Annotated in this window: 23 protein-coding genes and 1 tRNA gene; 14 read left to right on the forward strand and 10 right to left on the reverse strand. The window is 70.0% G+C overall.

All coding sequences use genetic code 11. The features are described 5' to 3' along the window. Positions 1-23: 23 nt before the first annotated feature. Entirely contained in the window at positions 24-1652 is a 1629-nt protein-coding gene (locus N8A90_RS00315) for a putative bifunctional diguanylate cyclase/phosphodiesterase (RefSeq protein ID WP_262072654.1), read from the forward strand. A 25-nt stretch (positions 1653-1677) separates the two neighbouring features. On the opposite strand, the gene N8A90_RS00320 is transcribed toward N8A90_RS00315, so the two are convergent. The 6 genes from N8A90_RS00320 to bcsD all read right to left on the reverse strand — a co-directional run bounded on the left by N8A90_RS00320 (position 1678) and on the right by bcsD (position 12462). Next, positions 1678-5940 (reverse strand): cellulose biosynthesis protein BcsC, encoded by a 4263-nt coding sequence (locus N8A90_RS00320; protein WP_262072655.1) that lies wholly within the window; start codon positions 5938-5940, stop codon positions 1678-1680. Then, positions 5916-7097 carry a cellulose synthase complex periplasmic endoglucanase BcsZ gene (bcsZ, locus tag N8A90_RS00325; RefSeq protein ID WP_262072656.1) on the reverse strand — a complete coding sequence of 394 codons (1182 nt, stop codon included), beginning with the start codon at positions 7095-7097 and terminating at the stop codon, positions 5916-5918. Before bcsZ ends, N8A90_RS00320 begins: the two co-directional genes overlap by 25 nt. Continuing rightward, entirely contained in the window at positions 7094-9397 is a 2304-nt protein-coding gene (gene bcsB / locus N8A90_RS00330; protein WP_262072657.1) for a cellulose biosynthesis cyclic di-GMP-binding regulatory protein BcsB, read from the reverse strand. Before bcsB ends, bcsZ begins: the two co-directional genes overlap by 4 nt. After that, positions 9397-11574, reverse strand: a complete 2178-nt coding sequence (bcsA, locus tag N8A90_RS00335) for a UDP-forming cellulose synthase catalytic subunit (protein WP_262072658.1) — start codon at positions 11572-11574, stop codon at positions 9397-9399. Before bcsA ends, bcsB begins: the two co-directional genes overlap by 1 nt. A gap of 67 nt (positions 11575-11641) precedes the next feature. Then, the gene (locus tag N8A90_RS00340; protein WP_262072659.1) at positions 11642-11989 is read right to left on the reverse strand and encodes a hypothetical protein; all 348 of its coding nucleotides are present in this window, start codon (positions 11987-11989) and stop codon (positions 11642-11644) included. Next, positions 11986-12462: a cellulose biosynthesis protein BcsD gene (bcsD, locus tag N8A90_RS00345; protein WP_262072660.1), complete on the reverse strand. Its 477-nt coding sequence runs from the start codon at positions 12460-12462 to the stop codon at positions 11986-11988. Before bcsD ends, N8A90_RS00340 begins: the two co-directional genes overlap by 4 nt. Before the next feature lie 212 nt (positions 12463-12674). On the opposite strand from bcsD, the gene N8A90_RS00350 reads away from it, so the two are divergent. Both N8A90_RS00350 and N8A90_RS00355 read left to right on the forward strand, forming a co-directional pair. Then, positions 12675-12887, forward strand: a complete 213-nt coding sequence (locus N8A90_RS00350) for a DUF3606 domain-containing protein (protein ID WP_262072661.1) — start codon at positions 12675-12677, stop codon at positions 12885-12887. A gap of 115 nt (positions 12888-13002) precedes the next feature. After that, positions 13003-13218, forward strand: coding sequence for a hypothetical protein (locus N8A90_RS00355; RefSeq protein WP_262072662.1), 216 nt, complete (start codon positions 13003-13005; stop codon positions 13216-13218). Positions 13219-13293: 75 nt separating this feature from the next. Here the strand turns inward: N8A90_RS00355 and N8A90_RS00360 are convergent. After that, positions 13294-13378 (reverse strand) — tRNA-Leu (locus N8A90_RS00360). Positions 13379-13419: 41 nt separating this feature from the next. On the opposite strand from N8A90_RS00360, the gene cysM reads away from it, so the two are divergent. The 4 genes from cysM to N8A90_RS00380 all read left to right on the forward strand — a co-directional run bounded on the left by cysM (position 13420) and on the right by N8A90_RS00380 (position 16311). Next, positions 13420-14322, forward strand: coding sequence for a cysteine synthase CysM (cysM, locus tag N8A90_RS00365; RefSeq protein ID WP_262072663.1), 903 nt, complete (start codon positions 13420-13422; stop codon positions 14320-14322). Positions 14323-14343: 21 nt separating this feature from the next. Then, positions 14344-14883: an NUDIX domain-containing protein gene (locus N8A90_RS00370; protein WP_262072664.1), complete on the forward strand. Its 540-nt coding sequence runs from the start codon at positions 14344-14346 to the stop codon at positions 14881-14883. A gap of 29 nt (positions 14884-14912) precedes the next feature. Beyond that, entirely contained in the window at positions 14913-15140 is a 228-nt protein-coding gene (locus N8A90_RS00375) for a sulfurtransferase TusA family protein (RefSeq protein WP_262072665.1), read from the forward strand. A 67-nt stretch (positions 15141-15207) separates the two neighbouring features. After that, on the forward strand, positions 15208-16311 hold the full coding sequence (locus N8A90_RS00380; RefSeq protein ID WP_262072666.1) for an SGNH/GDSL hydrolase family protein: 1104 nt from the start codon (positions 15208-15210) through the stop codon (positions 16309-16311). Here the strand turns inward: N8A90_RS00380 and galU are convergent. Next, positions 16292-17179 carry a UTP--glucose-1-phosphate uridylyltransferase GalU gene (gene galU, locus N8A90_RS00385; protein ID WP_262072667.1) on the reverse strand — a complete coding sequence of 296 codons (888 nt, stop codon included), beginning with the start codon at positions 17177-17179 and terminating at the stop codon, positions 16292-16294. The two genes, N8A90_RS00380 and galU, sit on opposite strands and share 20 nt — an antisense overlap. 58 nt (positions 17180-17237) lie before the next feature. After that, the gene (locus tag N8A90_RS00390; protein ID WP_262072668.1) at positions 17238-20144 is read right to left on the reverse strand and encodes a valine--tRNA ligase; all 2907 of its coding nucleotides are present in this window, start codon (positions 20142-20144) and stop codon (positions 17238-17240) included. Between the two features lie 130 nt (positions 20145-20274). On the opposite strand from N8A90_RS00390, the gene yaaA reads away from it, so the two are divergent. The 7 genes from yaaA (at position 20275) to N8A90_RS00425 (ending at position 26000) form a co-directional block, all read left to right on the forward strand. Next, positions 20275-21060 (forward strand): peroxide stress protein YaaA, encoded by a 786-nt coding sequence (yaaA, locus tag N8A90_RS00395; protein WP_262072669.1) that lies wholly within the window; start codon positions 20275-20277, stop codon positions 21058-21060. Further along, entirely contained in the window at positions 21057-21902 is an 846-nt protein-coding gene (locus N8A90_RS00400; protein ID WP_262072670.1) for a 2OG-Fe(II) oxygenase, read from the forward strand. Before yaaA ends, N8A90_RS00400 begins: the two co-directional genes overlap by 4 nt. A gap of 10 nt (positions 21903-21912) precedes the next feature. After that, positions 21913-22812, forward strand: a complete 900-nt coding sequence (locus tag N8A90_RS00405; RefSeq protein WP_262072671.1) for an alpha/beta fold hydrolase — start codon at positions 21913-21915, stop codon at positions 22810-22812. Positions 22813-22822: 10 nt separating this feature from the next. Further along, positions 22823-23680 (forward strand): NADPH-dependent 7-cyano-7-deazaguanine reductase QueF, encoded by an 858-nt coding sequence (gene queF, locus N8A90_RS00410; RefSeq protein WP_262072672.1) that lies wholly within the window; start codon positions 22823-22825, stop codon positions 23678-23680. Positions 23681-23750: 70 nt separating this feature from the next. Continuing rightward, the gene (locus N8A90_RS00415; protein ID WP_262072673.1) at positions 23751-24119 is read left to right on the forward strand and encodes a response regulator; all 369 of its coding nucleotides are present in this window, start codon (positions 23751-23753) and stop codon (positions 24117-24119) included. Beyond that, complete coding sequence (locus N8A90_RS00420; protein WP_262072674.1) at positions 24116-24799, forward strand: hypothetical protein; 684 nt, start codon at positions 24116-24118, stop codon at positions 24797-24799. Before N8A90_RS00415 ends, N8A90_RS00420 begins: the two co-directional genes overlap by 4 nt. Before the next feature lie 145 nt (positions 24800-24944). After that, on the forward strand, positions 24945-26000 hold the full coding sequence (locus N8A90_RS00425; protein WP_262072675.1) for a purine-nucleoside phosphorylase: 1056 nt from the start codon (positions 24945-24947) through the stop codon (positions 25998-26000). 1 nt (position 26001) lies between these two features. On the opposite strand, the gene N8A90_RS00430 is transcribed toward N8A90_RS00425, so the two are convergent. Further along, the gene (locus N8A90_RS00430; protein ID WP_262072676.1) at positions 26002-26685 is read right to left on the reverse strand and encodes a TIGR02117 family protein; all 684 of its coding nucleotides are present in this window, start codon (positions 26683-26685) and stop codon (positions 26002-26004) included. Between the last annotated feature and the right edge of the window lie 7 nt (positions 26686-26692).

Below are 26692 nucleotides of genomic sequence, written 5' to 3' on the forward strand. Positions count from 1 at the left end.
ATTCCATCGTGCCGACCCCTTCCATGCTCGCCCGCACCCTGTCCGGCCACCTCACCATCTGCGAGGGGCAGATCCTGTGGGCCGACGAGGATGCCCATCAACTGCTGGGCTATCCCGTGGGGGCGCTGATCGATCTGCCGTTCTCCGACGTGTGCATCAATGCGTCCGGCATTCCGGTGCCGGCCCGCGGCGGCGTCGACGGCCCCGACTTGCTGCTGAAGACGCATGACGGCGGCACGGTGCGCGTCGACGCGCGGGCCGAGCGCATGGACGACTTCTGCGTGCTCTGGTCCTTCAGCCCGGTCGCCCGCGGCGCACGGGCCGGCCGGATCGACTTCCTGGCGCGCCACGACGCACTCACCCGTCTGCCCAACCGCATCCCGGCGGTCGAGGAACTGCGCGAACGCCTGAACCTGCGCGACGGGCGGATGCTGGCCGTCTGCTACCTGGACATCGACCGCTTCCGCGACGTCAACGACCGCTTCGGCCCGATGGGCGGCGACACCGTGTTGCGGGAGGTGGCGCGCCGTCTGAAGGCCGGCCTGCCGCACGAGGCCGTTGTCGCGCGTGTGGGCGGCGACGAATTCGCGCTGGCCGTGTCCGTCGGCGGCCGACAGCAGTGCGAGAACCTGGTGGCCCAACTGCTCGCGCGGCTGGCGCACCCGTTCCGGCTCAAGGACGACACCGCCCGCCTGCGCGCCAGCGTGGGCGTGGCGCTGATGGCCGACGCCGAGCAGCCGACCGAGGTGATGCTGCAGCACGCGCAGCATGCGGTCTTCTTCGCCAAGCGCGCCGGCGGCAGCCAGCTGCATTTCTTCGATGCCAGCCAGGCGCTGGAAGAGCAGGAATCGCTGGCGCTTCGGCGTGCCATGGCCGAAGGCATGGCGCGCGGCGAGTTCTGGCTGGCCTACCAGCCCAAGGTGGACATGCGCTGCGGCCGCGTCATCGGCGCGGAGGCGCTGATCCGCTGGCGGCATCCGGCCTATGGCCAGCTGCAGCCCGGCGACTTCATCCCGCACATCGAGAACCACGAACTGGTGGAGCAGCTGGGCGACTGGGCCATCGGCGAGGCCCTGCGCCAGGCCGCGGCCTGGCAGGCGGCAGGCACCGGCACCTCGGTGAGCGTGAACATCAATCCGCGCCAGATGCAGCGCTCGGACTTCATCGAGCGGCTCGGCGAGCATCTGGCGCGCTACCCCGCGCTGCCGGCCGGCACGCTCGAGCTCGAAATTCTCGAGACCAGCGCCATCAAGGATTTCGCCACCGTCACCCGCTTCATCGAGGCGTGCAAGTCCTTCGGCGTGCCGGTGGCGATGGACGACTTCGGCACCGGCTACTCGTCGCTCACCTACCTGCGCCGGCTGCCGGTGGCCGCGCTCAAGCTCGACCAGTCCTTCGTCAACGGTGTCATCGACAACGCCGAGGACCAGGCGATCGTCAAGGGCATCCTGCTGCTGGCCAAGGGGCTCGGCCGCAAGGCCATCGCCGAGGGCGTCGAATCGGTGGCGCACGGCCGCGCGCTGATGGCGCTGGGCTGCACGCTCGGCCAGGGCTACGGCATCGCCCGGCCGATGGAGCCCGACGCCCTGCCGGGCTGGATCGCCGACTACGAGCGCAACCCGCTCTGGGGCCGCGCCGACGACTGCGACTGACCCGGGCCCGCACCGCGGGCGCCGATCAGAGCAGCGGCGTGTAGGGCGAATTGAACGGGTTCAGGCCCGGCGTCGCCGACGCATTGCCCAGGATGCCCGAGCCGCCGAACAGGTAGCGCAGGTAGATGCTGCCGGTCAGCTGCCGGTAGTTCTGCGCGTTGTTCAGGCCGAGTGCCCCGCCCAGGTAGAGCTGCGGTGCCAGCTGGTATTCGACCGCGCCTGCGAAGTTGTAGGCCAGGCCGGTCTCGGTGCTGCCCGCGTACATGCCGTTGTAGCCCGCGTTCGTGAGGTTCGCGCCGGCGGCCTGTCCCGCCGCGCCGTAGCTCGCGTTCTGCCGCACCGCATCGGTGGGGAAGTAGGGCGAGTCGTTCTGGGTGAACGACTGCACGCCGAGCGATGCGTTGACGCGCCACGAGAGCCGGTTGGCCCGGCCGCTCCAGTCCACCGGGAAGGCCACGCTCACGTAGCGTTGCGGGCTGAAGTAGCCGCCCTGCCCGAAGGTGAAGTAGCTCAGGTTCTTGTCGTAGTGCATCAGCCCGATGTTCATGCCGGCCGTGAGGTTCGACCCAGTGCCGCGCAGGATGTGCATGTACATCCCGCCGCCGACTTCGGCGCGGTTGTTGTCCGCCACGTTCAGGCCGGTGAGCACGTGGTAGCCGCCGTAGCCGTACAGGCCGTAGGTGCCGTCGTCGCGCGTCACGTCCATGCGGCCGCCGCTGGCGACCACGCCGCCCCACTTCTCGCCGCTCACCGGGTCCTTGGTGCCCGCGAAGGACAGCAGGCTGTCGGTGATCGGGCGGCGCGAGAGTTCGCCCTTGAGCGACAGGGTGTCGGTGACGGCGCCGCCGTAGCTCACGCTGCCGATCACGTTGGTCTCCTGGAAGCCCAGCGGCGTGGTGCCCACGCTGGCGTTCAGGTTCTTGCCTTCGTAGCCGACCGCCAGGCCGACGCCGCTGGCGTTCTGCGAGCCCGGCGCGCTGCGCTGCGCGTCCGTGAGCGCGCCTGCCGGCCCGTCGCCGAAGCGGCTGCGGGTGCCGTAGTCGCCCGACACCTTGCCGGCGTCGATCACGGTCGGCGTGGCGCTCACCACCATCTTGCCCTCGCCGACCGGGATGCGGGCCTGTACCGGCACCTGCAGGTCGGTCAGGCGGCTGAGGCCGCTCTCGCCGGCGCGGTTGCGGTAGACGGTGCCCGCGCTGAGCGACGGGCTGCGGTCGACTTCCAGCGCCTGCAGCTCCGACTGCAGGGGGCTGACGGGCTGCGACGCATTGCGCAGGCCGCCGCGCCAGGTGCTGTCGCTTCCGGCGGCGAATGGCTCGTTGTTGCCGCTGCTGCCCGGAACCGGCAGCGGATAGCCGCCGGCCAGCGTGCCCGGTGCGGCCGAAGGCTGGGGCGAGAAGGGCACTGCAGCGAAAGCCGGCACGGCTGCCGCCGGGGCGCCGCGGTTCGCGGCGGTGGTGTTGTTGCGTCGGGCCGCCGTGCCGCCGGCGACCTGCGCCGGCACACGCGTCGACGTGTCGGCCCACGGCAGGCCTGCGGTGCCGGCGGGCGCGTTGACGTTGCCGTAGGTGGCGGGCGCCGGCTGCGTCGCGGCCGGGTACGCGGCCTGGACGGGCGGCGATACCGGCAGCGCCACCGGCTGCATCGCACCGCCCAGCACCATCGCCGCCGAGGGCGCGCCGCCGGTCATGCCGGCGAAGGGGTTGGCCGCCGGTGCCGGCGCGGCGCCGGGCGCGGGGGTGCGGGCCTGGCCGCTCGCGAGCCGGTTCTCGGCCATGACGGCGGCGCGCAGGTACTGCTCGGCGCGGCCGTTGTCGCCCGCGTTGCGGTACACGCGGCCGGCCGCGGCCAGCGTGCGCGACTGGTCGGGCGCCTGCTTGAGCGCGGCCAGCACGTAGGCCTCGGCGTCGCCGTGTTCCTTCAGCGCGCTGGCGCTGGCGGCGGCGGCCAGCAGCGTGTCGAGGTCCGTCGGGCTGCGTTGCAGGATGCGCTGGTACAGCGCCAGCGCCTGGCGCTCGTCGCGCGCCGCGGAATAGAGCCGCGCCAGCGCGGCCATCACGCCGGGGTCGTTCGGCCGTTCGGCCAGCACCGGCGCCAGCGCGTTGTAGGCGGCCTCGAGGTTGCCCATCTCGCGCAGCGCGTCGGCCTGCCGCAGGCTCCAGGCGGTGCGCAGGTTGTCGAAGTCGCTGCGCTGCGAGGCGGTCATCTGCGTGGCCTGCAGCTGGCGCAGCACGGCCGTGAGTTCCACGTCCTGCTTCGTCTTCATCAGGATCGACGCGTACAGCAGCCGGTCGCCGATGCTCGGGTTGGGGCCGCGCGAGAGCAGTTGCCGGCTCATCGCCAGCGCGCGCGGCGCGTCGCCGATCTCGGCGTACGCGGTGGCGAGCTCGCCCCACATTTCGGCTGGCATGTCGCGGCCCAGCGTCGCCTCGGTCTGCTGCAGCACGTTGCGCGCCACCGCCGGCTGGCCCTGGCGCGCGAGCGCGATCGCCTGCTGCGTCTGGCCCTGCGCCCACAGCTTGCGCTGCAGCTGCGTCATGTCGCGCGTGCGGGCCGCGGCGGGCACCTTTTCGAGGTACTGCAGGCCTGCCACCGGGTCGCCGGCGTCGGAGGCCAGCAGCGCGCTCGCGTAGAGCGCGTCGGGCATGTCGGGCTGCGACATCAGCAGGCCGTCCATCACGCCGCGCGCCTGCGGCATCAGGCCCTGGCGGCGGTAGATGTTGGCCAGGTCGAGCCGCAGCCACGGGCTGTCGGGGTTGGCGAGCATCGCGTCTTCCAGCGTGCGCTGGGCGCCGGCGGTGTCGCCGCGCTCGTTCTGCTGGCGCGCCAGGGCGCGGGTCTGCTCGACGCGCACGTTCTGCAGCCCGCCGATCTGCGCGGCCTGCTCGGGCGTGAGCTTCTGCGACAACGCCAGGGCTTCCTCGGCACGGCCCTGCCGCGTGTAGACGTTGATGAGCCCGCGCAGCGCCTGCGCGTCGCTCGGCTTGGCTTCCAGCACGCGCTTGTAGCCCTGCTCGGCGGTCGGCAGTTCACCCTGGGCCGCACGGAGGTCGGCCAGCGCGATTTGGCCGACCGGTTCGCGCGCATCGAGCCGCACCGCGCGCTCCAGCAGCGCCTGCGCGGCTGTCGGGTCGTTGCGGTCGCGCGCCGTGTTGGCCTGGCCGACCAGGTTCCAGTAGGTGGCGCTCTGCAGGGCCGAGGCCCACTTGCGCCCGCCCGTGCGGCTGGCCTGCTCGAGGTAGTCCTGCGCCTGCGCGAAGCGTTCCTGGCGCAGCCGGATGAGGCCCATGCCGCCGAGCGCTTCCGAGTCGCCGGGCTGCACCCGCAGCGCCTGCTGGAAGCGCGCCTCGGCGGTGGTCGTGTCGCCGCGGTCGAGCGCGCGGTAGCCCTCGCCGAGCGGCTGGGCCGCCGGCGACGCGGGCGTGGCGGCAGCTTCGGCCTTGGTCAGGCTCTCAAGCCGCGCGGTGACGGCCGGGTCGCTCTGGCCGTCGAGGTAGGCCTCGTACAGCGGCGTATCGGGCGCGCGCGCGTCGAGCCAGATCAGCGCCTGCCGCCAGCTCGCGCGGGCAGCGGCGCCCACGCCGGGCCGCTTCGACAGATCGGCCAGCGTGCGGATGCCTTCGCGCCGCGAGGGCTCGCGGTAGGTCTGCAGCTGCGCCAGCGCCAGCCTGTAGTTGAGGTTGTCGGGCTTGTCCTTGACGAGCTGTTCGAGCCCGCGCCGGCCGTCGTCCCATCCCTGCGGCGTGCCGCCGAGCAACTGGTAGTACTCGACCGCCAGCGGTTCCGGCGGCGGCCGGTTGTCGAAGATCGCGCGGTAGAGCTGGATGGCCTCGGCGCTGCGGCCGGCCTGGGCCGCGGCGCGTGCGCGCTGCAGGTCGGTCTGCGGGCCGCCGGCCTGCTGCGCGCCCTGCTGGAAGCGCGCCAGGCGGGCGTCGGTCGGGTGCGCGGTGCGCAGGCGGCCGATCCATTCGCGGGCTGCGTCGGGCTTGCTGCGGGAGAGCTCGACCTGCGACATGCCGTAGAGCGCATCGGCCGAGTTCGGGTCGACGCGCAGCAGCTTGCGCCAGCTCTCTTCGGCGAGGTCGGCACGGCCCATGCCCTGCCAGTAGTTGCCTTGCTCGATCAGCGCGGCGCTGGCGTCGTTCTGCGCCCACAGCGGGCCGCTGGCGCACAAGGCGCTCACGATACCCAGGCGCGCGATCCACTGGCCGGCCGTGGGCCGCCGCGCGCCGGGCGGGCGCGGCGAAGGCGTTGCGCCGCGCGTCAGGCGGTCCGGGTGGATGGGCATGCGGGTCTCCATTGGGGTTGCAGCGCGCCGGTCTTCGTGAAGGCGTAGCGGCCGTCGAGCCAGCCTTGGGCGAAGAGCAGCAGCATGCGTTCGTAATAGGGCAGCGGCTTCGGGCCGGCCGGCGCGGTGCCGCCGAGGTCGACCGGGATGCGCGCGAGTTGGGCGGTGAGGGCAGCGGTCGCGTCCTGCGCTTTCAGGTAGGGCAGCAGCGCACCGCTGAAGCCCGCGGGGCCGTTGCCGCGCGTGACGCCGGTGCCGGTATCGACGTACTCGGGTGGCGGCTGCGATGTCTCGACCACGCGGCGCGGGCCGTACAGCGACTTCAGCAGCGCCGCGCGCGCCGGTTCCTGCGGATGGAGCATGCCGGCCCAGAGGTAGACGCGGATCGCGTCGTAGCTGCCGGTCGCGCCCTTCTCGGGGTCGACGACGAAGGCCTTCTGTTCGGTCGACCAGCCGCACCAGTCGGGCGCGAAGCCCTGCGGTGCGGTCGCGCCGATCATGCGCACGGTGTTGGTCGCGATCTCGTTCCACGGCCCGGTGGGTTCTTCCTGCTGGAAGCGGCGCAGCAACTGCAGCGGCAGGTAGCTCGCGTTGAGCCGCCAGACCGGCCCCTTGGCGACCGACTTCGGCCAGGGCAGCAGCATGCGGCCGAGGCCGGGCAGCACCATGACTTCCTCGCGCACCACCAGCGCGAGCAGGGCGCGGCCCAGCGTGCGGTAGCGCGGATCGTCCCACAGGCGGGCGGCCTCGAGCAGGGCGTAGGCGATCCACAGGTCGGCGTCGGAGGCCGGGTTCGGGTCGAGCACGCCCCAGCCGCCTTCGGTCTTGCGGCCCCACTGCCAGGCCGGCAGGCGCTGCGCCAGGCTGCCGCCACTCAGGTTGCCTTCGGTCCAGGCCAGCACGCGTTCGAAGTTACGGCGGTCGTCGTGCACCAGCGCGAAGAACATCGCGTACGACTGCCCTTCGGAGGTCGAATGCTGCTGCGGCGTGTCGAAATCGATCACGCGGCCGTCGGGCTGGATGTGCCGCGCGGCGAAGCTGGTCCAGTCGCCCATCGGCATGCAGCCGCCCAGCGAGGTCTGCGCGTGTGCGGGCAACGCCGAGAGCGCGGGCCCGAGCAGGGCCGCGGCGAGCGCGTCGCGTCGTCGGATCGTCATGGCCGCAGTCGCTTTCGTGCGCGCGCCTGCAGGCTGGCGTAGGCCGCGGCCGCGCCCAGCAGCGCCACCAGCAGTGCAGCGCCGGCCAGCAGCAGCGGGCTGCGCGAAAGGTTCCATTGCAGCCAGGCCCACGGCGGCAGGCGGCCGACGTAGTAGCTGTCGCCGGCCAGCAGGCTGTTGACCTGCGCACCGCGCACGATGGCGGTGCTGCCCTGGATGCGCTGCAGCAGCTCGGGCGTCATGAGCGCATGGAGCAGCGAAGGCTGCGAGGCCGCGTTGCTCACCACCGCGACCACGCTGCGGCCGGCGTGCAGCGGCGACTCGAAGCCCGCCAGCACCGCGTCGCTGCCGTCTTCGGCGACGGTCATCTGCACCGTGGTCGGCAAGTCCTTGCGCTGGCGCGTGCCGGTGATGAGGGGCAGGTTGTCGTCGACCCACTCGCCCAGGCTGAAGGTCTGCGACGTCGACGTGCCCTTGCGCTGCAGCGGCATGCGCGCGGCCCACTCGGTGAAGAGCGGCTGGTTCTGCAGGCTGCCGATGACGAGCAGGTCGCGGTCGGCGTGCTGCGACACGTTGGCCGCGCGGGTCACGGCCACGCGCAGTGCCGGATAGCCGGTGGCATGGCCGAGCTGGCCCAGCAGCGCGAGGTAGGTTTCTGCGTCGGCGGCACCGGGCTGGTCGGGCAGCACCACCGCCGTTTCGGCCAGGTCGGCCAGGCGCGTGAAGGGGAAGCCGCTGTTGGCATAGGCGGCCAGCTCGGGCATCGCCATGTAGTGCGGGAACGTCGAGATGTCGAGGGTCGACGTCGGGTCGATGGCGCCGCGCACGTTGTCCAGCAGCGTCTGGCAGTTGCCGGCCGCGGGCTGGAAGTAGTAGTGCAGGCGCAGCTGGCTGCGCGAGGCCAGCGCCAGCGGCGGCAGCAGCACCTCGCGCCGCTGGGCGATCACGCCGTCGGGCAGCAGCCGGGTCGCGAGCGGGTTCCACCAGTGGTCGCCGCCCGGGTTGGCGGTGCGCAGCGGCAGCGAGCCGATGAAGGTGTCGTCGACGCTCACGTTGAGCGTGGACTGGTCGTTGTGCACCCGCGGCGTGTAGCGGTAGTGCAGGTCGAGCGGAATGCCGTGCGAGCGCCAGGTGAACAGGTCCGGCGGCATCTGCAGGTTGACCTTGACCACGTCCGGCGAATAGCCGCTCACGTTGAGGTCGGCCGCCTGCGTCAGCTCGCCGAGCTGCACCGGGCGGTCGCTCGCGATCCAGCGCGGCGCGTCGTAGGGCTTGCGCGCGGGGATGTCCTGCAGGCTCGGGATGGTGACGCTGTTGCCGGTGAAGGTGCGCGCGTTCAGCGTGAGCGCGGTGGCGGCGCTGCGCAGTTCGCCGGGGTTGCGGCCCATCAGCAGCAGCAGCTTGCGCGTGGCGTCCTGCGGGTGGTCGATGACCGTGAGCGTCGGTCCGGCGATGGCCGGCAGCGTGAGGCCGGGGATGGCCGTCTCGGGCGTGGCGAACACCACGGCGTTGGCTGCGGGCAGGGCGTCGTTCGACACCGGGAAGATCGCGCCGCGGTAGCCCGCGAGCGCGCCGAACCACGACGAGACGATGCCCGCCACCTCGAGCGTGGTCGACGACGGCGTGCCGCCGAAGACGAAGGGGATGCTCGCGCGGCGCATGTCGCGCCGGTCGAAGAAGGGCTGCGGCAGCAAGGCGAGATCGCTCGCCGTCTTCAGAGGCACGACGTTCAGCCGCAGCGTGCTGGACGCGTCGACTTTGGCCCACAGGCTGCTGTGCAGCGGGTCTTCGCATTCGCGCGTGTAGTGGCCGACCAGCTCGACGTTGATGCGGTTGAAGTCGGTGACCAGGCGGCGGTCGATGGTGATGTCGGCGGTCTGCGGCTTGCCGGCGCCCTCGCGTGGCAGCGCGATCGTCGACACCAGCACGTCGTTCACGCTCACCTTGAGGTGCGACAGCTCGGGGATCAGCGCCGGCGAATAGGCGTAGTTCAGCCGCAGGCCGGCGCCGGTGACCAGCTCGTCCGCGCGCACGCTGAACGGGATGCCGACGGTGCCGCTCACGCCGCGCAGCTGGATCGCGTAGTCGAGCCCGAGCTGGGTCAGCGTGAATTCGCGGGCCGTGCCCGCCGGTGCGGTGGCCGCGACCGGCGCCGAAGCGGGCGGTGCCACGGCGGGGGCCTGCGCCGCGGCCGGGTCGGCGGCGCTGCCGGCCCAGGCCAGTAGGGCCACCAGCACCGCGGTGGCACGCATCAGGTGCGGCGGCATCGAGGAACAACGGGCGAAATCGGCCTGCATCATCAGGTGGGTTCCTTGGCGCCGACGGCGGCCTGCGGCGAGCGGGGAGGGGCCGGGCGCAGCTTGCGCAGGCCGGCACGGTAGTAGTGGGCGAACATGTCCTTGAAGCCGACCGCGCTGATGCGCGCGATGTGCCCGATCACGCGGTGCACGGCGGCACGCGGGTGGTTGCCCCAGCGTGCGGCCCAGATGTCGGCGCGGGCGGTCGTGCATTGCACCAGCGCGCGCTCCTGCTCGAAGCTCAGCGGCGCGAAGGCCAGACCCATCCGCTTGCCGCGGCTGAAGCGCACGGTGGCGGGAAAGCGGAACTCCGCTTCGCCGCGGTACAGCGCCACCTCGAGCGGCGCGTCCTGCGCCAGCGACAGGTCGGCCGGCAGGTCGAGCCCGAGGCCACCCGTCGAGAAGTCGGAGGTCTGGCCCTTGAGCGCCTGGCCGTCGGGCAGGTACAGCGTGGCCGGAATCTGCAGCGCGATGCGGTGTGCGTTGCGCAATTGCCGCGTCTCGTTGGCCGCCGCCACGCAGGCGCCCAGGATCACCAGGTTGTAGAAGGTCCAGGCCAGGTTGAGCCAGACCGTGGCGATGTTGTCGGCGTCGACCCAGGTCAGGCGCCACAGGCCGGCCACCACGCCCAGGAAGTTGAGCGCCAGCAGGAACAGGCTGGCCTTGGCGATCGAGGTGTCGAAATACTCTTCCTGGATCAGGCCGCCCTTGGCCGTCACGTTGAAGCTGCCGAGCTTGGGGTTGATCAGCGCCACCAGCGTGGGCCGGAAGATGTACCAGGCCAGCACCGCCTCGTACACCTCGTTCCAGAACAGGTAGCGGAAGCGCCCCTGGATGCGGCTGTTGGTGAGGTTGGCGTGGAAGATGTGCGGCAGCGCGTAGGCGAAGATCATCGAGGCCGACGCGTGGATCACGCTGGCGCCGAAGAACAGGTAGGCCAGGGGTGCCGTCAGATAGATCAGGCGCGGCAGGCCGTACAAAAAGTGCAGCATCGCGTTGACGTAGCACAGGCGCTGCGCCCACTGCAGCCCGCGGCCGAACAGCGGGTTGTCGATGCGGAAGATCTGCGCCATGCCGCGCGCCCAGCGGATGCGCTGGCCGACGTGGCCCGAGAGGCTTTCGGTCGCCAGGCCCGCCGCCTGCGGCAGCGCGAGGTAGGCGGTGTTGTAGCCCAGCCGGTGCATCTTGAGGGCGGTGTGGGCGTCTTCGGTCACCGTCTCGACCGCGATGCCGCCGACCTCTTCGCAGATCGTGCGGCGCAGCACCGCGCAGGAGCCGCAGAAGAAGGTCGCGTTCCAGAGGTCGTTGCCGTCCTGGATCAGGCCGTAGAACAGCTCGCCCTCGTTGGGCACGGTGCCGAAGGTGCCGAGGTTCTTCTCGAAGGGGTCGGCCGAGAAGAAGTAGTGCGGCGTCTGCACCATGCCCAGCTTCGGGTCCTTGCCGAACCAGCCCATGGCGATCTGCAGGAAGGAGCGCGTGGGGATGTGGTCGCAGTCGAAGATCGCGATGAATTCGCCGGTGGTGTGCTTGAGCGCCGCGTTGATGTTGCCGGCCTTGGCATGGCGGTTGTTGTCGCGGGTGACGTGGCTCACGCCCACCGCCTCGCAGAACACGCGGAACTCCTCGCGCCGGCCGTCGTCGAGCACGAAGATCTTCAGCTTGTCGCGCGGCCAGTCGATCGACTGCGCGGCCAGCACCGTGGCGCGCACCACCGACAGCGGCTCGTTGTAGGTCGGGATGAACAGGTCGACCGTGGGCCACTGCGCGACGTCGTCGGGCATCGCGACCGGCTTGCGCTCCAGCGGCCAGGCGGTCTGGACGTAGCCCAGCAGCAGCACGATGAAGGCGTACAGCTCCGCCATCAGCAGCCCGACGCCCAGTACCAGGTCGAGCGGGTTGTCCATCACCATCGTCTCGGTCAGGCGCCAGTACATGTAGCGGGACGACGCGATCACCGACAGGAAGATCATCGCCAGCGTCGCGAAGCGCCCGCCGAAGCGGTTGATCACGAGCGCGGCGATGAAGATGGCGACCGACAGCGTGAGCTGCTGGTCCAGCGTGAGCGGCGCGATGATCAGCGCCACCATCAGCACCGCCGTCACGGCCCAGGCGACGGCGCGCAGCCAGGGGAGGCGGCCGAGCAGCGGGGTGTCGGCCGAGGCTGGGGCGTGGGATGTCATGGGTGCACCTGTGCGGAAGGAAAAGCCGGCGCCATCGGGCGCCGCGCGGCCACCGGGATCACCGGCATCAGCCCGGAGTGCGCCAGTGCGCCATCAGGCCGCGGGCTGCGGACGCTGGGGCGGGCGGGCAGGCATCGAGCCGCGCGAACAGCCGATCGAGCGCGCGCGGCGCCGCAGGGGCAGCCGGCGCCTCGTCGGTCGCGAGCGGCGGCGGCTCGGCGGCGAGGGCGACCGCGGGTGGTTCGGGCGCCGGTGCCGGTGCCACAGGATGCTGTTGCGTCGACGGCGGCGTGGCGACCGGCGCTGGCGCGGCCGGCATCTCCAGAGGCGCGAACTCCTTGTACGCCGCGGCGTCGCCGCCGAACTTGCGGAACAGCCCCGCGACGTCTTCCTGCTGCGCTTTGGCCCGCTTCATTCGGCGAACTTCCCGAGTGCCAGCCGCACCTGCGTGCCGGCGCTCTCTTCGTCGTCGGCCACCGCCTGCACGCGCAGCCCCACCGGGCTGCCTTGCGCCTGGAACCAGGTCTGGTAGGCCCCTTCGAGAAAACCGCGGGTCCAGCCCGCCGCGTCGGCACCGAAAGCCACGCCGAGCGGGCTGCAGGCGTGGGTGATCGACAGCGTTTCGGCGCCTTCCTCCAGGCGGGCGAAGCCCCAGCCGATGGCTTCCCAGCGCGCGTTGAAAGCGCCTTCGAGCGCCTCCAGCGTGTCGCAGCGTGCCAGCGGCAACTGCTGCGCCACGCGTGCGCCGATGCGGGCGAACAGCCGGCGGTTCTCTTCCGGTGGCAGGCCGGCGCTCAACTCGATCGCCAGGGAACGGTTGAACGCGAGCCACTGCGCCGAGCAGGCCGTGCGTTCGTAGTAGGCGAGGGCGTGGGCGGTGAGCGTCATGAAAGGTCAATGCATTGTCACGGCGTCGCCGAGGGCTGGCAACAGAATGTATTCATGCTGCCCTCGATGCGTTTGATCCAGGCAACGGCTGCCTCCCGCTGCGGGCGCCGATCTGTCAGGCCACCCGCTTGCGCGGCGATGCGGTGTTGTCCGGCAGCGCCCACGACGGGCGCCAGCAAGGCTTGCGCGCTTTGCCCACTGGAGAACCGACCATGCACGAACCGACCCACGCCGTTGGCGCCGCGGCGACGACTTCGATCGATGTCACCCAGCGTCAGGCGCTCGAATACTGGCTCGACACGCTCGGTGTCGACGAGTACCGCTTGCGTTCGGCGGTGGCTGAAGTGGGCACTTCCGCTCAGGATGTGCGTTGCCATCTCGGCATGCCCGACGGCGCGCCCGGATTGTTAACCCATTGGTTGTAAGATGTAAACTAAAGTGTGCGGTTTTACCTTGCGGCTCGAGCCAAAATTAAACACAATTGATTACATGGCACACGGCAACACTTTTTCCAACCCATCGCGGACTCCCGACTTGCGCATGACGCACCTGAGCGTCGAGGATCTTGGCCAGATCGCGGTCGGCTTGCGCCGTCAGTGCGTCCGCGGCGACCTCAATGCGGGGCTGGTGGCGGACGCGCTCGAATCGGTGGTCCGGCGTCGCCATGCGGCGCAAATGGCGCCCCGCCGTCGCCACGCCAACAACTTCATGACGTCGGCCTGGCAGCGCGTCACGGCCTGGGCCAGCCTGCGATAGGCGGGAAAGCACCGGATCGAAGGCCGCACAGTGCTGGCGCAGCAGGCCACCCCTCTGTGCATCGGCGTTCGCCGATGGTGCCCGGGGCCGGAATCGAACCGGCACGCCTTGCGGCGGGGGATTTTGAGTCCCCTGCGTCTACCAATTTCACCACCCGGGCACGGGAAGAGTGCAGCCGAAAATTATGGCACAGTGCTCGCCATGAAGTACCCGACCATCGAAGACGCGATCGGCAAGACGCCGCTCGTCGCCCTGCAGCGCATCGACGCGACCGAGAACGCGCAACGTGGCAACGTGATCCTCGGCAAGCTCGAGGGCAACAATCCGGCGGGTTCGGTGAAGGACCGTCCGGCGCTGTCGATGATCCGGCGCGCCGAGGAGCGCGGCGAGATCAAGCCGGGCGACACGCTGATCGAGGCCACCTCGGGCAACACCGGCATCGCGCTGGCGATGGCCGCGGCCATCAAGGGCTACCGCATGGTGCTGATCATGCCGGAGGACCTGTCCGTCGAGCGCGCCCAGACCATGAAGGCCTTCGGCGCCGAACTCGTGCTCACGCCCAAGAGCGGCGGCATGGAATACGCCCGCGACCTGGCCGACCAAATGGTCGTGCAGGGCAAGGGCCGGGTGCTCGACCAGTTCGCCAACCCCGACAACCCGCGCATCCACTACGAGACGACCGGCCCCGAGATCTGGGCCGACACGCAGGGCAAGGTCACGCACTTCGTGAGCGCCATGGGCACCACCGGCACCATCACCGGCGTGTCGCGCTTCCTGAAGGAAAAGAATCCGGCGATCCAGATCGTCGGCGCGCAGCCGGAAGAGGGCTCGCGCATCCCGGGCATCCGCAAGTGGCCGCAGGAATACCTCCCCAAGATCTACGACCCGAGCCGGGTCGACCAGGTGGTGAACGTCAGCCAGGACGATGCCGAGGAGATGGCGCGGCGCCTGGCGCGCGAGGAGGGCATCTTCGGCGGCATCTCGGCGGCCGGCGCGCTGTGGGCTTCCCTGCAGATCGCCAGGACGGTGGAGAACGCGACCATCGTCTTCGTCGTGTGCGACCGGGGCGACCGCTACCTCTCGACCGGCGTCTTTCCTGCCTGATGTTTTCCGCCTGACCCGACCGTGTTCCAGCCCACCTTCTGCCCGGCCTGCGCGACGCCGCTCGCGCACATCGAACTCGTCGAAGACAGCGGCCCGACGACGCGCCTGCGCTGCCCGGCCTGCGACTGGACGCACTGGAACAACCCGACGCCGGTGCTCGCCGCCATCGTCGAGTACCGCGGGCAGGTGCTCCTGGCACGCAACGCCGCGTGGCAGCACAAGATGTATGCGCTCATCACCGGCTTCATGGAGGCGGGCGAAACACCGCAGGGCGGCATCGCGCGCGAGGTGAAGGAAGAGACGAACCTCGACGCGAGCGCGGTGACGCTCGTGGGCGTCTACGACTTCCAGCGCATGAACCAGGTGATCATCGCCTACCACGTGGTGGCGGACGGCGAGGTGGCCCTGTCGCCCGAACTGGTCGACTACCGGCTGTACGACCTGCCGGCGCTCAAGTGCTGGCCCGCGGGCACGGGCTATGCATTGGCGGACTGGCTGCGCAGCCGCGGCCATGCGCCCGAATTCGTCGAGTGGCCGCGCCCGGCGGCCCCGACCGCTTGAACCTTCTTTCCGCTGATTCCAGGAACGCCATGCACATCCACCAAGAACTCGACACGCGCGGGCTCAATTGCCCGTTGCCGATCCTGAAGGCGAAGCGCTCGCTCAACGACATGCAGAGCGGCCAGCTGCTGCGGGTGGTGTCGACCGATGCCGGTTCGCTGCGCGACTTCCAGGCCTTCGCCCGCCAGACCGGCAACGACCTGGTCGAGCAGCAGACCGTCGGCACGGAGTACATCCACATCCTGCGGCGCCGGTGACACACCCCGTGAGCCGGCCCCTCGTTCCATCGTTGCCAATCCGGTGCTCTGTGGCCGAGGCTCGCCCATGAGAATGGTCGTGCAGATCGCCTTCATCGTTCTCGGCCTGGCCGCCGCCGCAGCCCTGATGCTGTGGGACAACGGCGTGCCCGACGCGGCGGCCCACCGCGTGGTTCCACCCCAGGCCATTCCGATGGCCGTCATGGGCGACTCGAACAGCCATGCCTACCAGGACCGACTGAACTTCTCGGTCGAATCGGGTGAGCGCGGCGGCGTCAACCAGGAGCGCAGCTTCAACTGGGTCGAGGTGCTGGCGCGGCTGCGCGGCAAGGAGATCGACCTCGGCCCGTGGGTGACCTGGGGTCGATCGGGCGTGATGGTCCGGGTGCTCGACCTGCTCCACCTTCCGGTCGGCCGCGCGCCGCGCAAGGAAGACTACCTCTACAACTTCGCCTTCTCGGCGATGGGCTGCAAGGAGCTGATGGAAGGCAAGTTCCGGCAGGCGCCGCGCCTGGTCGCGCTGATGGACCGCGAGCCCGAACGCTGGCGCCGGGGCGTGGTGGTGATCCGCACCGGGCTGGGCGAGTGGTCGCAGTTCATGGAACTGCAGGCCAAGGACCCGGACGCGCCGGAACTGCAGCCGGTGATCGATGGCTGCGTGAAGCACATCGGCGATGCCATCCGCCTCATCCACGCCTCGCACCCGGCCACCCGCGTCGTCGTGGTGGGCGTGGTGAACGAGGCCTCCGACCCGCTGTACTTCGACCGCTGGCGCAGCGGCCTCGAGTTCGGGAACATCGAGAAGGCGCTGGGCCGCCTCAACGGCGCACTGCGGCAGCTGACCGAAGCGCAGCCGAACACCCTGTTTTTCGACGATCAGGCCTGGGTCCTGGAACGCTGGGGCTCGCGCCCGCCCGACGGCATGCCGGTCTACCGGACGGTCACCATCGGCGGCACGCTGCGCGTGACGAACACGGCCGGAGACGGCCCGAACCACGCGATGATGGAGGACCACCATGCAGGCCTGGCCTACAACGCGTTGTGGGCACAGTCGCTGGTGTCGCGTCTGAATGCCGGTTTCGGCCTGTCGCTCACGCCGATCACCGACCAGGAACTGGCCGGGTTCGTGTTGCCGCTGGCCGAGGCCTCGCTCAGAGCGCCAGGGTCTTGAGGTATTCGCGGAACTGGGCCCCCACCTCGGGGTGGGCCAGTGCCAGTTCGACCGTGGCCTGCAGGAAGCCTTCCTTGCTGCCGCAGTCGTAGCGCGTGCCCTTGTAGGCATAGGCGTAGACGGCTTCCTTCTTCATCAGCGCGGCGATGCCGTCGGTCAGCTGGATCTCGCCGCCCGCGCCCTTGGGCTGGTTGCGGATCTCGGCGAACACGCCCGGCGTGAGCACGTAGCGGCCGGCCACGCCCAGGCGCGAAGGCGCCTGCTCGGGTGACGGCTTCTCGACCATCTTGTTGACCTTGATCAGGCCTTCGTCGATGGTGTCGCCGGCCACGATGCCGTAGCGCTTGACCTGGTCGAGCGGCACTTCCTGCACGGCCAGCAGCGAACGGCCCAGTTGGGCGAAGGCGGCGGTCATCTGCGCCATCACCGGCTGACCGCCGACCGGGCCGACCATCAGGTCGTCGGCCAGCAGCACGGCGAAGGGCTCGTTGCCCACCAGGTGCTCGGCGCACAGCACCGCGTGGCCCAGGCCCAGCATGCGCGGCTGGCGCACGTAGGACACCGTCATGTCGTCGGGCATCACCGAGCGCGCGATGTTCAACAGAGCGGTCTTGCCGCTGGCCTCGAGCTGGCTTTCCAGTTCGTAGGCGGTGTCGTAGTGGTCTTCGATCGCGCGCTTGTTGCGGCCGGTGACGAAGATCATGTCGCGGATGCCGGCGGCATAGGCTTCCTCGACGGCGTACTGGATCAGCGGCTTGTCCACCACCGGCAGCATTTCCTTCGGCTGGGCCTTGGTGGCGGGCAGGAAGCGGGTGCCGAAACCGGCCACGGGGAAAACGGCTTTGCGGATGCGCGTGGTATTGGACATTGGATAGACAGGGGAAAGTGAATACGGAATGGTACGTGGATCACGCGCCCCCGGTGTGTCAGCCGAGGCGCATAAGCTGATCGGCCAGGCGCGCGGCCAGTGCGGTGAAATCCGCCAGCCGCTGACGTTCCTGGGCGATCACCGCGGGCGGCGCCTTTGCCACGAAGGCCTCGGTGCCGAGCTTGCCGTTAACTTTTGTTATCTCTCCCTCGATCCGGGCAATCTCCTTGCCGATTCGGACTTTTTCCGCGGCCTTGTCGATTTCCATGTGCAGGCACAGGCGCGAGGCGCCGACCACGGCCACCGGGGCCGCTTCGGCCGCCGCCGCCCACGCCGCCTCGTCGTCGAACACGCGCACTTCCTTGAGCTTGGCCAGCGCCTGCAACACCGGCGCCGCCTCGCGCAGGAAGGCGCTGTCGGCGGCATCGTCCGCCACCGCGTACAGCGGCAGGCGCGTGGCCGGCGACACGTTCATTTCGCCACGCAGCGTGCGGCAGGCGTCGACCAGGGCCTTCAGGCGCGCGACGTGGGCCTCGGCGGCCTCGTCGATCTTCTCCGGCTGGCTCTGCGGATAGGCCGCGATCATGATCGATGCGCCGTCGCGCCCCGCCACCGGGGCGACCTTCTGCCAGAGTTCTTCCGTGATGAACGGAATCACCGGGTGCGCCAGGCGCAGCAGGGTTTCCAGCGTGCGGATCAGCGTGCGGCGGGTGGCGCGCTGCTGCGCGTCGGTGCCGGTCTGGATCTGCACCTTGGCGATTTCCAGGTACCAGTCGCAGAACTCGTCCCAGGCGAACTGGTAGATCGAGGTGGCCACGTTGTCGAGCCGGTAGTCCTCGAAGCCCTTGGCGACCTCGGCCTCGACGCGCTGCAGGCGCGAGGCGATCCAGCGATCGGCCTGACTGAACTGCATGTAGCCATGGGCCGGGCCACCGGGCGCGCACTCGGCCTTGGTGTGCTCCATCAGCCCGCAGTCCTGCCCTTCGCAGTTCATCAGCACGAAGCGCGTGGCGTTCCAGAGCTTGTTGCAGAAGTTGCGGTAGCCCTCGCAGCGCTTGCTGTCGAAGTTGATGCTGCGCCCCAGCGAGGCCAGGGACGCGAAGGTGAAGCGCAGGGCGTCGGCGCCGAAGGCCGGGATGCCGTCGGGGAATTCCTTCTGCGTGTTCTTGCGCACCGCAGGCGCGGTCTCGGGCTTGCGCAGGCCCTGTGAGCGCTTTTCGAGCAATTCGGGCAGCGCGATGCCGTCGATCAGGTCGACCGGATCGAGCACATTGCCTTCGGACTTGCTCATCTTCTTGCCCTGCGCGTCGCGCACCAGGCCGTGGATGTAGACGTCCTTGAACGGCACCTTGCCGGTGAAGTGCTTGGTCATCATGATCATCCGGGCCACCCAGAAGAAGATGATGTCGTAGCCGGTGACCAGCACGTTCGACGGCAGGTAGCGCGCCAGGTCGTCGGTCTGCTCGGGCCAGCCGAGGGACGAGAAGGGCACCAGCGCCGCCGAGTACCAGGTGTCGAGCACGTCCTCGTCGCGGCGCAGCGTCTTGCCTGGCGCCTTGGCTTGTGCTTCGGCTTCGTCGTGGGCGACATAGACCTTGCCGTCCTCGTCGTACCAGGCCGGGATCTGGTGGCCCCACCAGAGCTGGCGCGAGATGGTCCAGTCCTGGATGTTCTCCATCCAGTGGTTGTAGGTATTGACCCAGTTCTCGGGCACGAAGCGCACTTCGCCTGACTTCACCACGTCGATGGCCTTCTGCGCGATCGAGCTGCCGTCGGCGCCGGCCTTGGTCATGGCCACGTACCACTGATCGGTCAGCATCGGCTCGACCACTGCGCCGCTGCGGGCGCAGCGCGGCACCATCAGCTTGTGCTTCTTGACCTCGACCAGCAGGCCGAGCGCGTCGAGGTCGGCGACGATCGCCTTGCGGGCCACGAAGCGGTCCATGCCGCGGTACTTCTCGGGCGCGTTGTCGTTGATGGTCGCGTCGAGCGTCAGCACGCCGATCATCGGCAGCTGGTGGCGCTGGCCGACGGCGTAGTCGTTGTAGTCATGGGCGGGCGTGACCTTCACGACGCCGGTGCCGAAGGCCTTGTCGACGTAGTCGTCCGCGATGATCGGGATCAGGCGGTCGACCAGCGGCAGCTTCACGTTCTGGCCGACCAGGTGTTGGTAGCGCTCGTCTTCCGGGTGGACCATCACGGCCGTGTCGCCCAGCATGGTTTCGGGGCGCGTGGTGGCCACCACCAGCGTGCCGCTGCCGTCTTCCAGCGGGTAGGCGATGTGCCAGAGCGAGCCGTCTTCTTCCTCGCTCTCGACTTCCAGGTCGCTCACCGAGGTCTTGAGCACCGGGTCCCAGTTGCCCAGGCGCTTGCCGCGGTAGATGAGTCCTTCGTCGTAGAGCTTGACGAAGGTGTCGGTGACGACGGCCGAGAGGTCCTCGTCCATCGTGAAGTACTCGCGGCTCCAGTCGACCGTGTCGCCCATGCGGCGCATCTGGCCGGTGATGGTGTTGCCCGACTTCTCCTTCCACTCCCACACCTTGGCGACGAAGTTCTTGCGCGCCTCGGCGGGCGTTGGGCCCATGTCGTGGCGGCTGATCTTCTGCTCCTGCAGCTGGCGCTCCACCACGATCTGCGTGGCGATGCCGGCGTGGTCGGTGCCCGGCAACCACAGCGTGTTGTCGCCCTTCATGCGGTGGTAGCGCGTGAGGCTGTCCATGATCGTCTGGTTGAACGCATGGCCCATGTGCAGCGTGCCGGTCACGTTCGGCGGCGGCAGCTGGATGGCGAACGAATCGGCGCCCTCCTTGGGCTGCTGCGTGCCACGGAAGCCGGCCTTGGCGTAGCCACGCTGTTCCCACTCCGGCCCCCAGTGCGCCTCGATGGCGGCGGGTTCGAAGGATTTGGACAGGCTCTCGAGGCCGGGCTGGGATGGCTGGAGTGGCTGGGAGGTGGGTTCGCTCATGGCGTGCTTCGGAAGGGCGAACGGCACCTCGCGGGTGCCGCTGCGGACAGGATGGGAAGCCTTCAATTTTAGCCGGCCCACCTGGGGGCATGGCCGGGCCCCTTCACGCGCCATGCCCATAATTGCCGCCATGCTCTTCCTGCTCTCGCCCGCCAAGTCGCTCGACTACGACAGCCCGCTCCCCGACGACCTGCCCGCCACCCAGCCCGTGTTCGAGGGCGCCAAGGGACCGGCCGCCGAACTGATCGCACTGATGCGCCAGAAGTCGCCGCAGCAGATCGCCGAACTCATGCACCTCTCGGACAAGCTGTCGACGCTCAATTTCTCCCGCTACGCCGCCTGGTCGCCCAAGGGCACCGCGAAGAACGCTCGCCAGGCCGCGCTGGCCTTCGACGGCGACGTGTACGGCGGGCTCGACGCCAAGTCCATGACCCGCTCGCAGCTCGAATGGGCGCAGGACCACGTCTGCATCCTGAGCGGCCTGTACGGCGTGCTGCGTCCGCTCGACCGCCTCCAGCCCTACCGTCTGGAAATGGGCACGCAGCTGGCCAACCCGCACGGCAAGGACCTCTACGCCTTCTGGGGCACGCGCATCGCCGACCATCTCAACCAGCGCCTGGTGGCCGACCGCACGCCGGTGGTGATCAATCTCGCCTCGCAGGAGTACTTCAAGGCGGTCGATCAGCGCGTGCTCAAGGCGCGCGTGGTCGAGTGCGTCTTCCAGGAGTGGAAGGCCGGCCAGTACAAGATCGTCAGCTTCTTCGCCAAGCGCGCCCGCGGCCTGATGGCCCGCTGGGCCGTGCTGCACCAGGCGGCCACCCCCAAGGCGCTGGAGAAGTTCGACCTGGAGGGCTATGCCTTCGATGCAGCGGCTTCGCTGCCGGAAAGGCTGGTGTTTCGAAGGAGAACGGCATGACGCAACCGGTGACCCCCGAACTGCGCAGCTGGCTCGTGTCGCAGCTCGCTGCGGGCCATTCCGTGGCGGCGCTGCGCCAGTCGATGCGCGCCGCCGGCTGGCAGGACGCCGCCACCGACGCGGCCCTGGCCGACATCGAACGGGGCGCCGGTTCGCCCGCGTCGCCCGCCGCGCCGATGCCGGTCCGGCCGATGCCCGGCCCCGACCTCGAAGGCTCGCCGCTCTACCTGGATGCGGGCGACCGCCGGGTGCATGTGCTGCACACGGTCACGCATCCGCGCGTCGTGGTCTTCGGCGACCTGCTGGCCGACGACGAATGCGAGGCGCTGGTCGCCGCCGCGGCCAAGCGGCTGGCCCGTTCGCTCACCGTCGAGACGCAGACCGGCGGCGAAACCCTGAACGTCGACCGCACCAGCGACGGCATGTTCTTCGAGCGCGGCGAGAACGAGATCGTCGCCCGCATCGAGCAGCGCATCGCGCACCTGCTGCGCTGGCCGCTGGCCTTCGGCGAAGGCCTGCAGGTGCTGCGCTACGCGCCCGGTGCGCAGTACCGCCCGCACTACGACTACTTCGACCCCGCCGAGCCCGGCACGCCGACCATCCTGCGGCGCGGCGGCCAGCGCGTGGGCACCCTGGTGATGTACCTGCAGGAGCCCGAGCGCGGCGGCGGCACCGTCTTCCCCGACATCGGCCTGGAGGTCGCGCCCAAGCGCGGCACCGCCGTCTTCTTCAGCTACGAGCGGCCTGACCCGGGCACGCGCACGCTGCATGGCGGCGCGCCGGTGCTGGCCGGCGAGAAATGGGTGGCGACCAAATGGCTGCGCGAGCGCGAGTTCACATGACGCCGCGCCGATGAGGGTCCAGGCCAACGGCATCGAGATCGAGGTCGAGGACACGGGGGGCGCAGGCCGGCCCGTGGTGCTGCTCATCATGGGCGTCAACATGCAGCTCATCGCGTGGCCGGACAACTTCGTGAAGGGGCTGGTTCGCGCCGGCTTCCGCGTGGTGCGCTTCGACAACCGCGACGCCGGCCTGAGCACCCAGTTCGACGAGGCCGGCACCCGCAACCTGTTCTGGCAGGGGCTGCGTTACCGCTTCGGCCTGCCGGTGCAGTCGGCCTACGGATTGCAGGACATGGCGAACGACGCGATCGGCGTGCTCGACGCCCTGGGCATCCGCCGCGCGCACGTCCTGGGCGCCTCGATGGGGGGCATGATCGCCCAGCGCGTGGCCGCCACCGTGCCGGAACGCGTGACCAGCCTGGTGAGCCTGATGAGCTCCAGCGGCGCGCGCGGCCTGCCCGGGCCGCGCAGCGACGTGGTCGCGCTGATGATGCGGCGCCCCGCGAAGCGCGACGAGGCGTCGCTGGTGGCGCACAGCATGCGCCTCGTGCGGCTCATCGCCGGCCCGTTCTATCCGCCGGACGACGCCGTGCTGCGCGAGCGACTCACCGTCGCCATGCGTCGCGCCTACCGGCCCCAGGGCGTGATGCGCCAGATCGCCGCCGTGGCGGCCGACACCGGCCGCGCGAAGCTGCTGGCGCGCATCACCAGCCCGACGCTGGTGATCCACGGCGACGTCGATCCGCTGGTGCCCATCGCCTGCGGGCAGGACACGGTGCGCCGCATTCCCGGCGCGCAGTTCGTCGCCATTCCCGGCATGGGCCACGACCTGACGCCGCAGCTCGCCGAAATCCTGCTGCCGCAGATGGTTCCTTTCCTGAAGGCGGCGGAAAAGTCCCGTACCGCGTAGAAACACCCCGATGAGCCTCGACAACACCCCCGAACAGTCGCAATTGGGCCGCGCCTCGGCCTACGCCGACCGGTACGACCCGACGCTGCTGTTCCCCATCGCCCGTGCCACCCAGCGCGCCGCCATCGGCATCGCCGACGCTGCCTTGCCCTTCTTCGGCGCCGACCTCTGGACCGCCTCCGAGCTGAGCTGGCTCAACCCGCGCGGCAAGCCGCAGGTCGCGGTGGCGCACTTCACCGTGCCCTGCGAAACGCCCAACATCATCGAGAGCAAGTCTTTCAAGCTCTACCTCAACAGCTTCAACAGCAGCGTCTTCGCCGACGCCGATGCCGTGCGTGAACGCCTGAAGGCCGATCTGGCCGAAGCCGCCTGGCGCGGCGGCGAGCGCAGCGGCGGCATCGGCGTGAAGCTGCTGTCGCCACAGGCCTTCGCGCGCGAGGCGGTGGAAGAACTCGACGGCCTCGACCTCGACCGTCTCGACATCGAGTGCACGCATTACCAGCCGGCGCCGGAATTGCTGCGCAGCGACGCGAGCCTGCCGCCGGTCGAGGAAACGCTGACCAGCCGGCTGCTCAAGAGCAATTGCCTGGTCACCGGCCAGCCCGACTGGGGCAGCGTGCAGGTGCGCTACAGCGGGCCGCCCATCGACCAGGCCGGTCTGCTGGCCTACATCGTCAGCTTCCGCAACCACAACGAATTCCACGAGCCGTGCGCCGAGCGCATGTTCTGGGACATCTGGCGCCGTTGCCGGCCCACCCAGCTGAGCGTGTACGCGCGCTACACGCGCCGCGGCGGTCTGGACATCAATCCGTTCCGCGCCAGCTGGCCGCAGGCCCTGCCACCGAACACGCGGACCGCGCGACAGTAGGCTTGCGCCTACATCGCGTGGCGTCCGGCCCCTCGATACTTGTCTTTTTTGTGTCCAGGGACCTCCGAACGTGAACGTGTTGATCGTCGACGACAACGAAGCAGCCGCTGATCTGCTGCAGGAACTGCTTTCTCTGCAGGACCACACGGCCCGGTGCACCTACTCCGGCGCGCAGGCGCTCGAAGCCTGTGCCGGAGAGATGTTCGATGTGGCGCTGGTCGACATCACGCTGCCGGACCTGCCCGGCACCGAGGTCGCGCGACGCCTGCGCGCGGGCACGCACCCGCCGCTGCTGGTGGCCGTGACCGGGCTGTCTTCGCAGGACGCAGGTGCCTCGGAGGCGGGTCTGTTCGACCACCATCTCCAGAAACCGATCGACTTCGACGCCCTCGATCGCATCCTCGAGCGGGCCGGCCACCGATCTTCCGCCGCCTCATGAAGGCGTCGCCCGGCGCGCGCAGCTGGATCGCCGCGGGCGTGCGCCACGAGTTGCTCACGCGCGCCTTGCCCGCGCTGCGCCACGACATGGCCGCGCCGGTCTCGGTGATGCGCATGGGCCTGCTGATGCTCAGGCGCCAGGTCGCCGCGCCCACCATCGACATGGTGGCGTGCGAGGAGCGCGTCGCGCTGATCGACCACCAGATCGCCGAACTGGTGAGCGCGGTGCGCTCGCTGCGCGACTGGGAACTCGCCACCGACGACGAAGGCATCACACGGCGCGGCCTGGTGGTGCAATGCGTCGGCCTGATGCGTGCCGCATTCGACCTGCACGGTGTTCGTCTGCAGGTGGACGAGGCCCTCACCGTCGATACCGACCCGAATGCCCCGACATGGCCCTCGGGCGCATCGCTGCGCTACCTGATGCTCGGCGCGCTGGGCTACCTCCACGACACGCCACCCGATGTCGGCGCCATCACCGTGGTGCCCGACGGCGATGCAGCCCTGCTGCTGCGCGTGGCCGCGCGCGCGCCCGCCACGACCGACCCGGTGGCCGGCGCGCACCGCGCGCCGCGCAAGCTGGCGATCGATGCCATCGCATTGCAGTCGCTGGCCGAAGACCTCGGCTATGTGCTGACCATCGAGCACGACAGCGTGCGTTTGCCGCTCGCGCCGGGCTGAGAGGCTGAGCGTCGCGGTCCTCGGGCCGCCGTCGCACCGGGGGGCGGGGGCGGCCCATGGTCGGCTGCAAGTCGCCGAAAATCCCGCGGGTGCGTGCCGTGCCCTTCACCATCGCCGCACCGTCCATTTTTCAGAAAGCGTTTCCATGTCACTTGCTTCCCACTTCCACGCGCGTTGGCTCGCGCTCGGCCTCACGGCGGTGCTGGCCACTGGCTGTGCCACCTCCACGGCGCCCGTCGCCGCCGTCGCCCCTGTCGCCACCGCCGCACCGATCCGCGTCAAGGTGTTCGTTGCCGCCATGTTCGAGATCGGCCAGAACACCGGCGACCGCGCCGGCGAGTTCCAGCACTGGTACGAGCGCTACTGGAAGGGCGCCACGCCCATCACCGTGCCCGGCGCGCTGCAGCCGGTGTACTGCAACGCCGACGGCGTGTGCGGCGCCGTGCTCGGCATGGGCAAGGTGAATTCGTCCTCGTCGATGCAGGCGATCCTGCTGAACCCGGCGTTCGACTTCTCGCAGGCCTACTACGTGATCTCCGGCGTGGCCGGCACGCCGCCGCAGCGCGGCACCATCGGCGAGGTGAACTGGGCGACCTGGCTGGTCGACTACGACCTGGGCCACCGCTGGGCGCCGGAGGAGAACAAGGCCGGCGAGCCGACCTTCATGCCGCGCAAGGGCTACGAGGCGTACCGCCGCTTCCAGCTCAACCCGGCGCTGGTGGGATGGGCCATGAAGCTCTCGGCCGACACGCCGCTGAAGGATTCCGACAGTGCCCGCAAATACCGCCTGCGCTACCCCGACGCGGCGGCGCGCCGCGCGCCCTTCGTCGGTACCGGCACGCACATGACGGGCGACACCTTCTTCCACGGCCCCGGCATGTCGAAGCAGGCGCAGTACATCGCCAAGCTCTACGGTGCCGACGACTACGTCATCACCGAGATGGAAGCTGCCGCGATCACGCTGGTGATCAAGCGCACGCACGGCACCGATCGGGTGATGAGCCTGCGCGGCGCGGTCAACTTCGACCAGGGCAACCCGAACGAAAGCACGCTGGCGCACCTGGACCCCGCACCGGGCGAGACGGCCGGCGGCTTTGCCGAGACGGTGGACAACATCGCCCTGGTCGGCACCCGGGTGGTCGACCATATCGTCGGCAACTGGCCGCAGTGGCAGGGCGGCGTGCCTGCGCTGCCGCGCTGAATCACTCCGCGGGCTGGGCCGGCCGCAACTGGCCGACCACGTTGAAGTCGAAGGGCGTCCAGCGGCTCACCGGGACGCCCGCGCGGCGCAGGCCGCGGCCGGTCCAGGTGTTGCAGGTCTCGAAGAGGTGGTAGCTGCCCGCGGCCTCGTAGAAGGCATCGTCCGGCCCGTAGCCGGCGCCGGGCAGGGCGACGGCCCGGCCGCCCGGCAGGCTGTCGCGCACATGGGCCACCAATTCAAGGTACTGCCGTTGCGACAGCGGCATCGCGTAGGCGCCCTGGCGCAGTTGCGCGCGGGTGAGCCAGGTCACGTGCAGCAGCGATGCGTTGGCGCCGAACAGGGCCCCGACGGCGCGGCGCAGCGTGAGATCGGCCCAGGTGGGGGTGTGCAGGTAGAAGTCGCGGTCGCCCCAGCCGATGGCGACGAATTCGGCGTCGGGCGGTGGCGCCTTCGCGTCGCGCGGGGCGAACAGCGCGCGCCAGTCGATGGCCGCGCTGCGCACGGGGAAGACCAGGTCGGTGTGCACGCCGTTGCTCAGGACGTAGGCCTCGATGCGCACCGGCTCGGCCGGTGCCCGGGCGTTCGCGGGCCACAGCATCAGCGCGGCGGCGACGCCGACATACGAGCCCGCCAGCGCAACCAGCGCGAGCCATGCGCCTGCGATCCAGCAAAGACCACGGCGCACCCGGTGC

It is taken from the genome of Variovorax sp. N23, from assembly GCF_025486315.1.
Lineage (GTDB): Bacteria > Pseudomonadota > Gammaproteobacteria > Burkholderiales > Burkholderiaceae_C > Variovorax.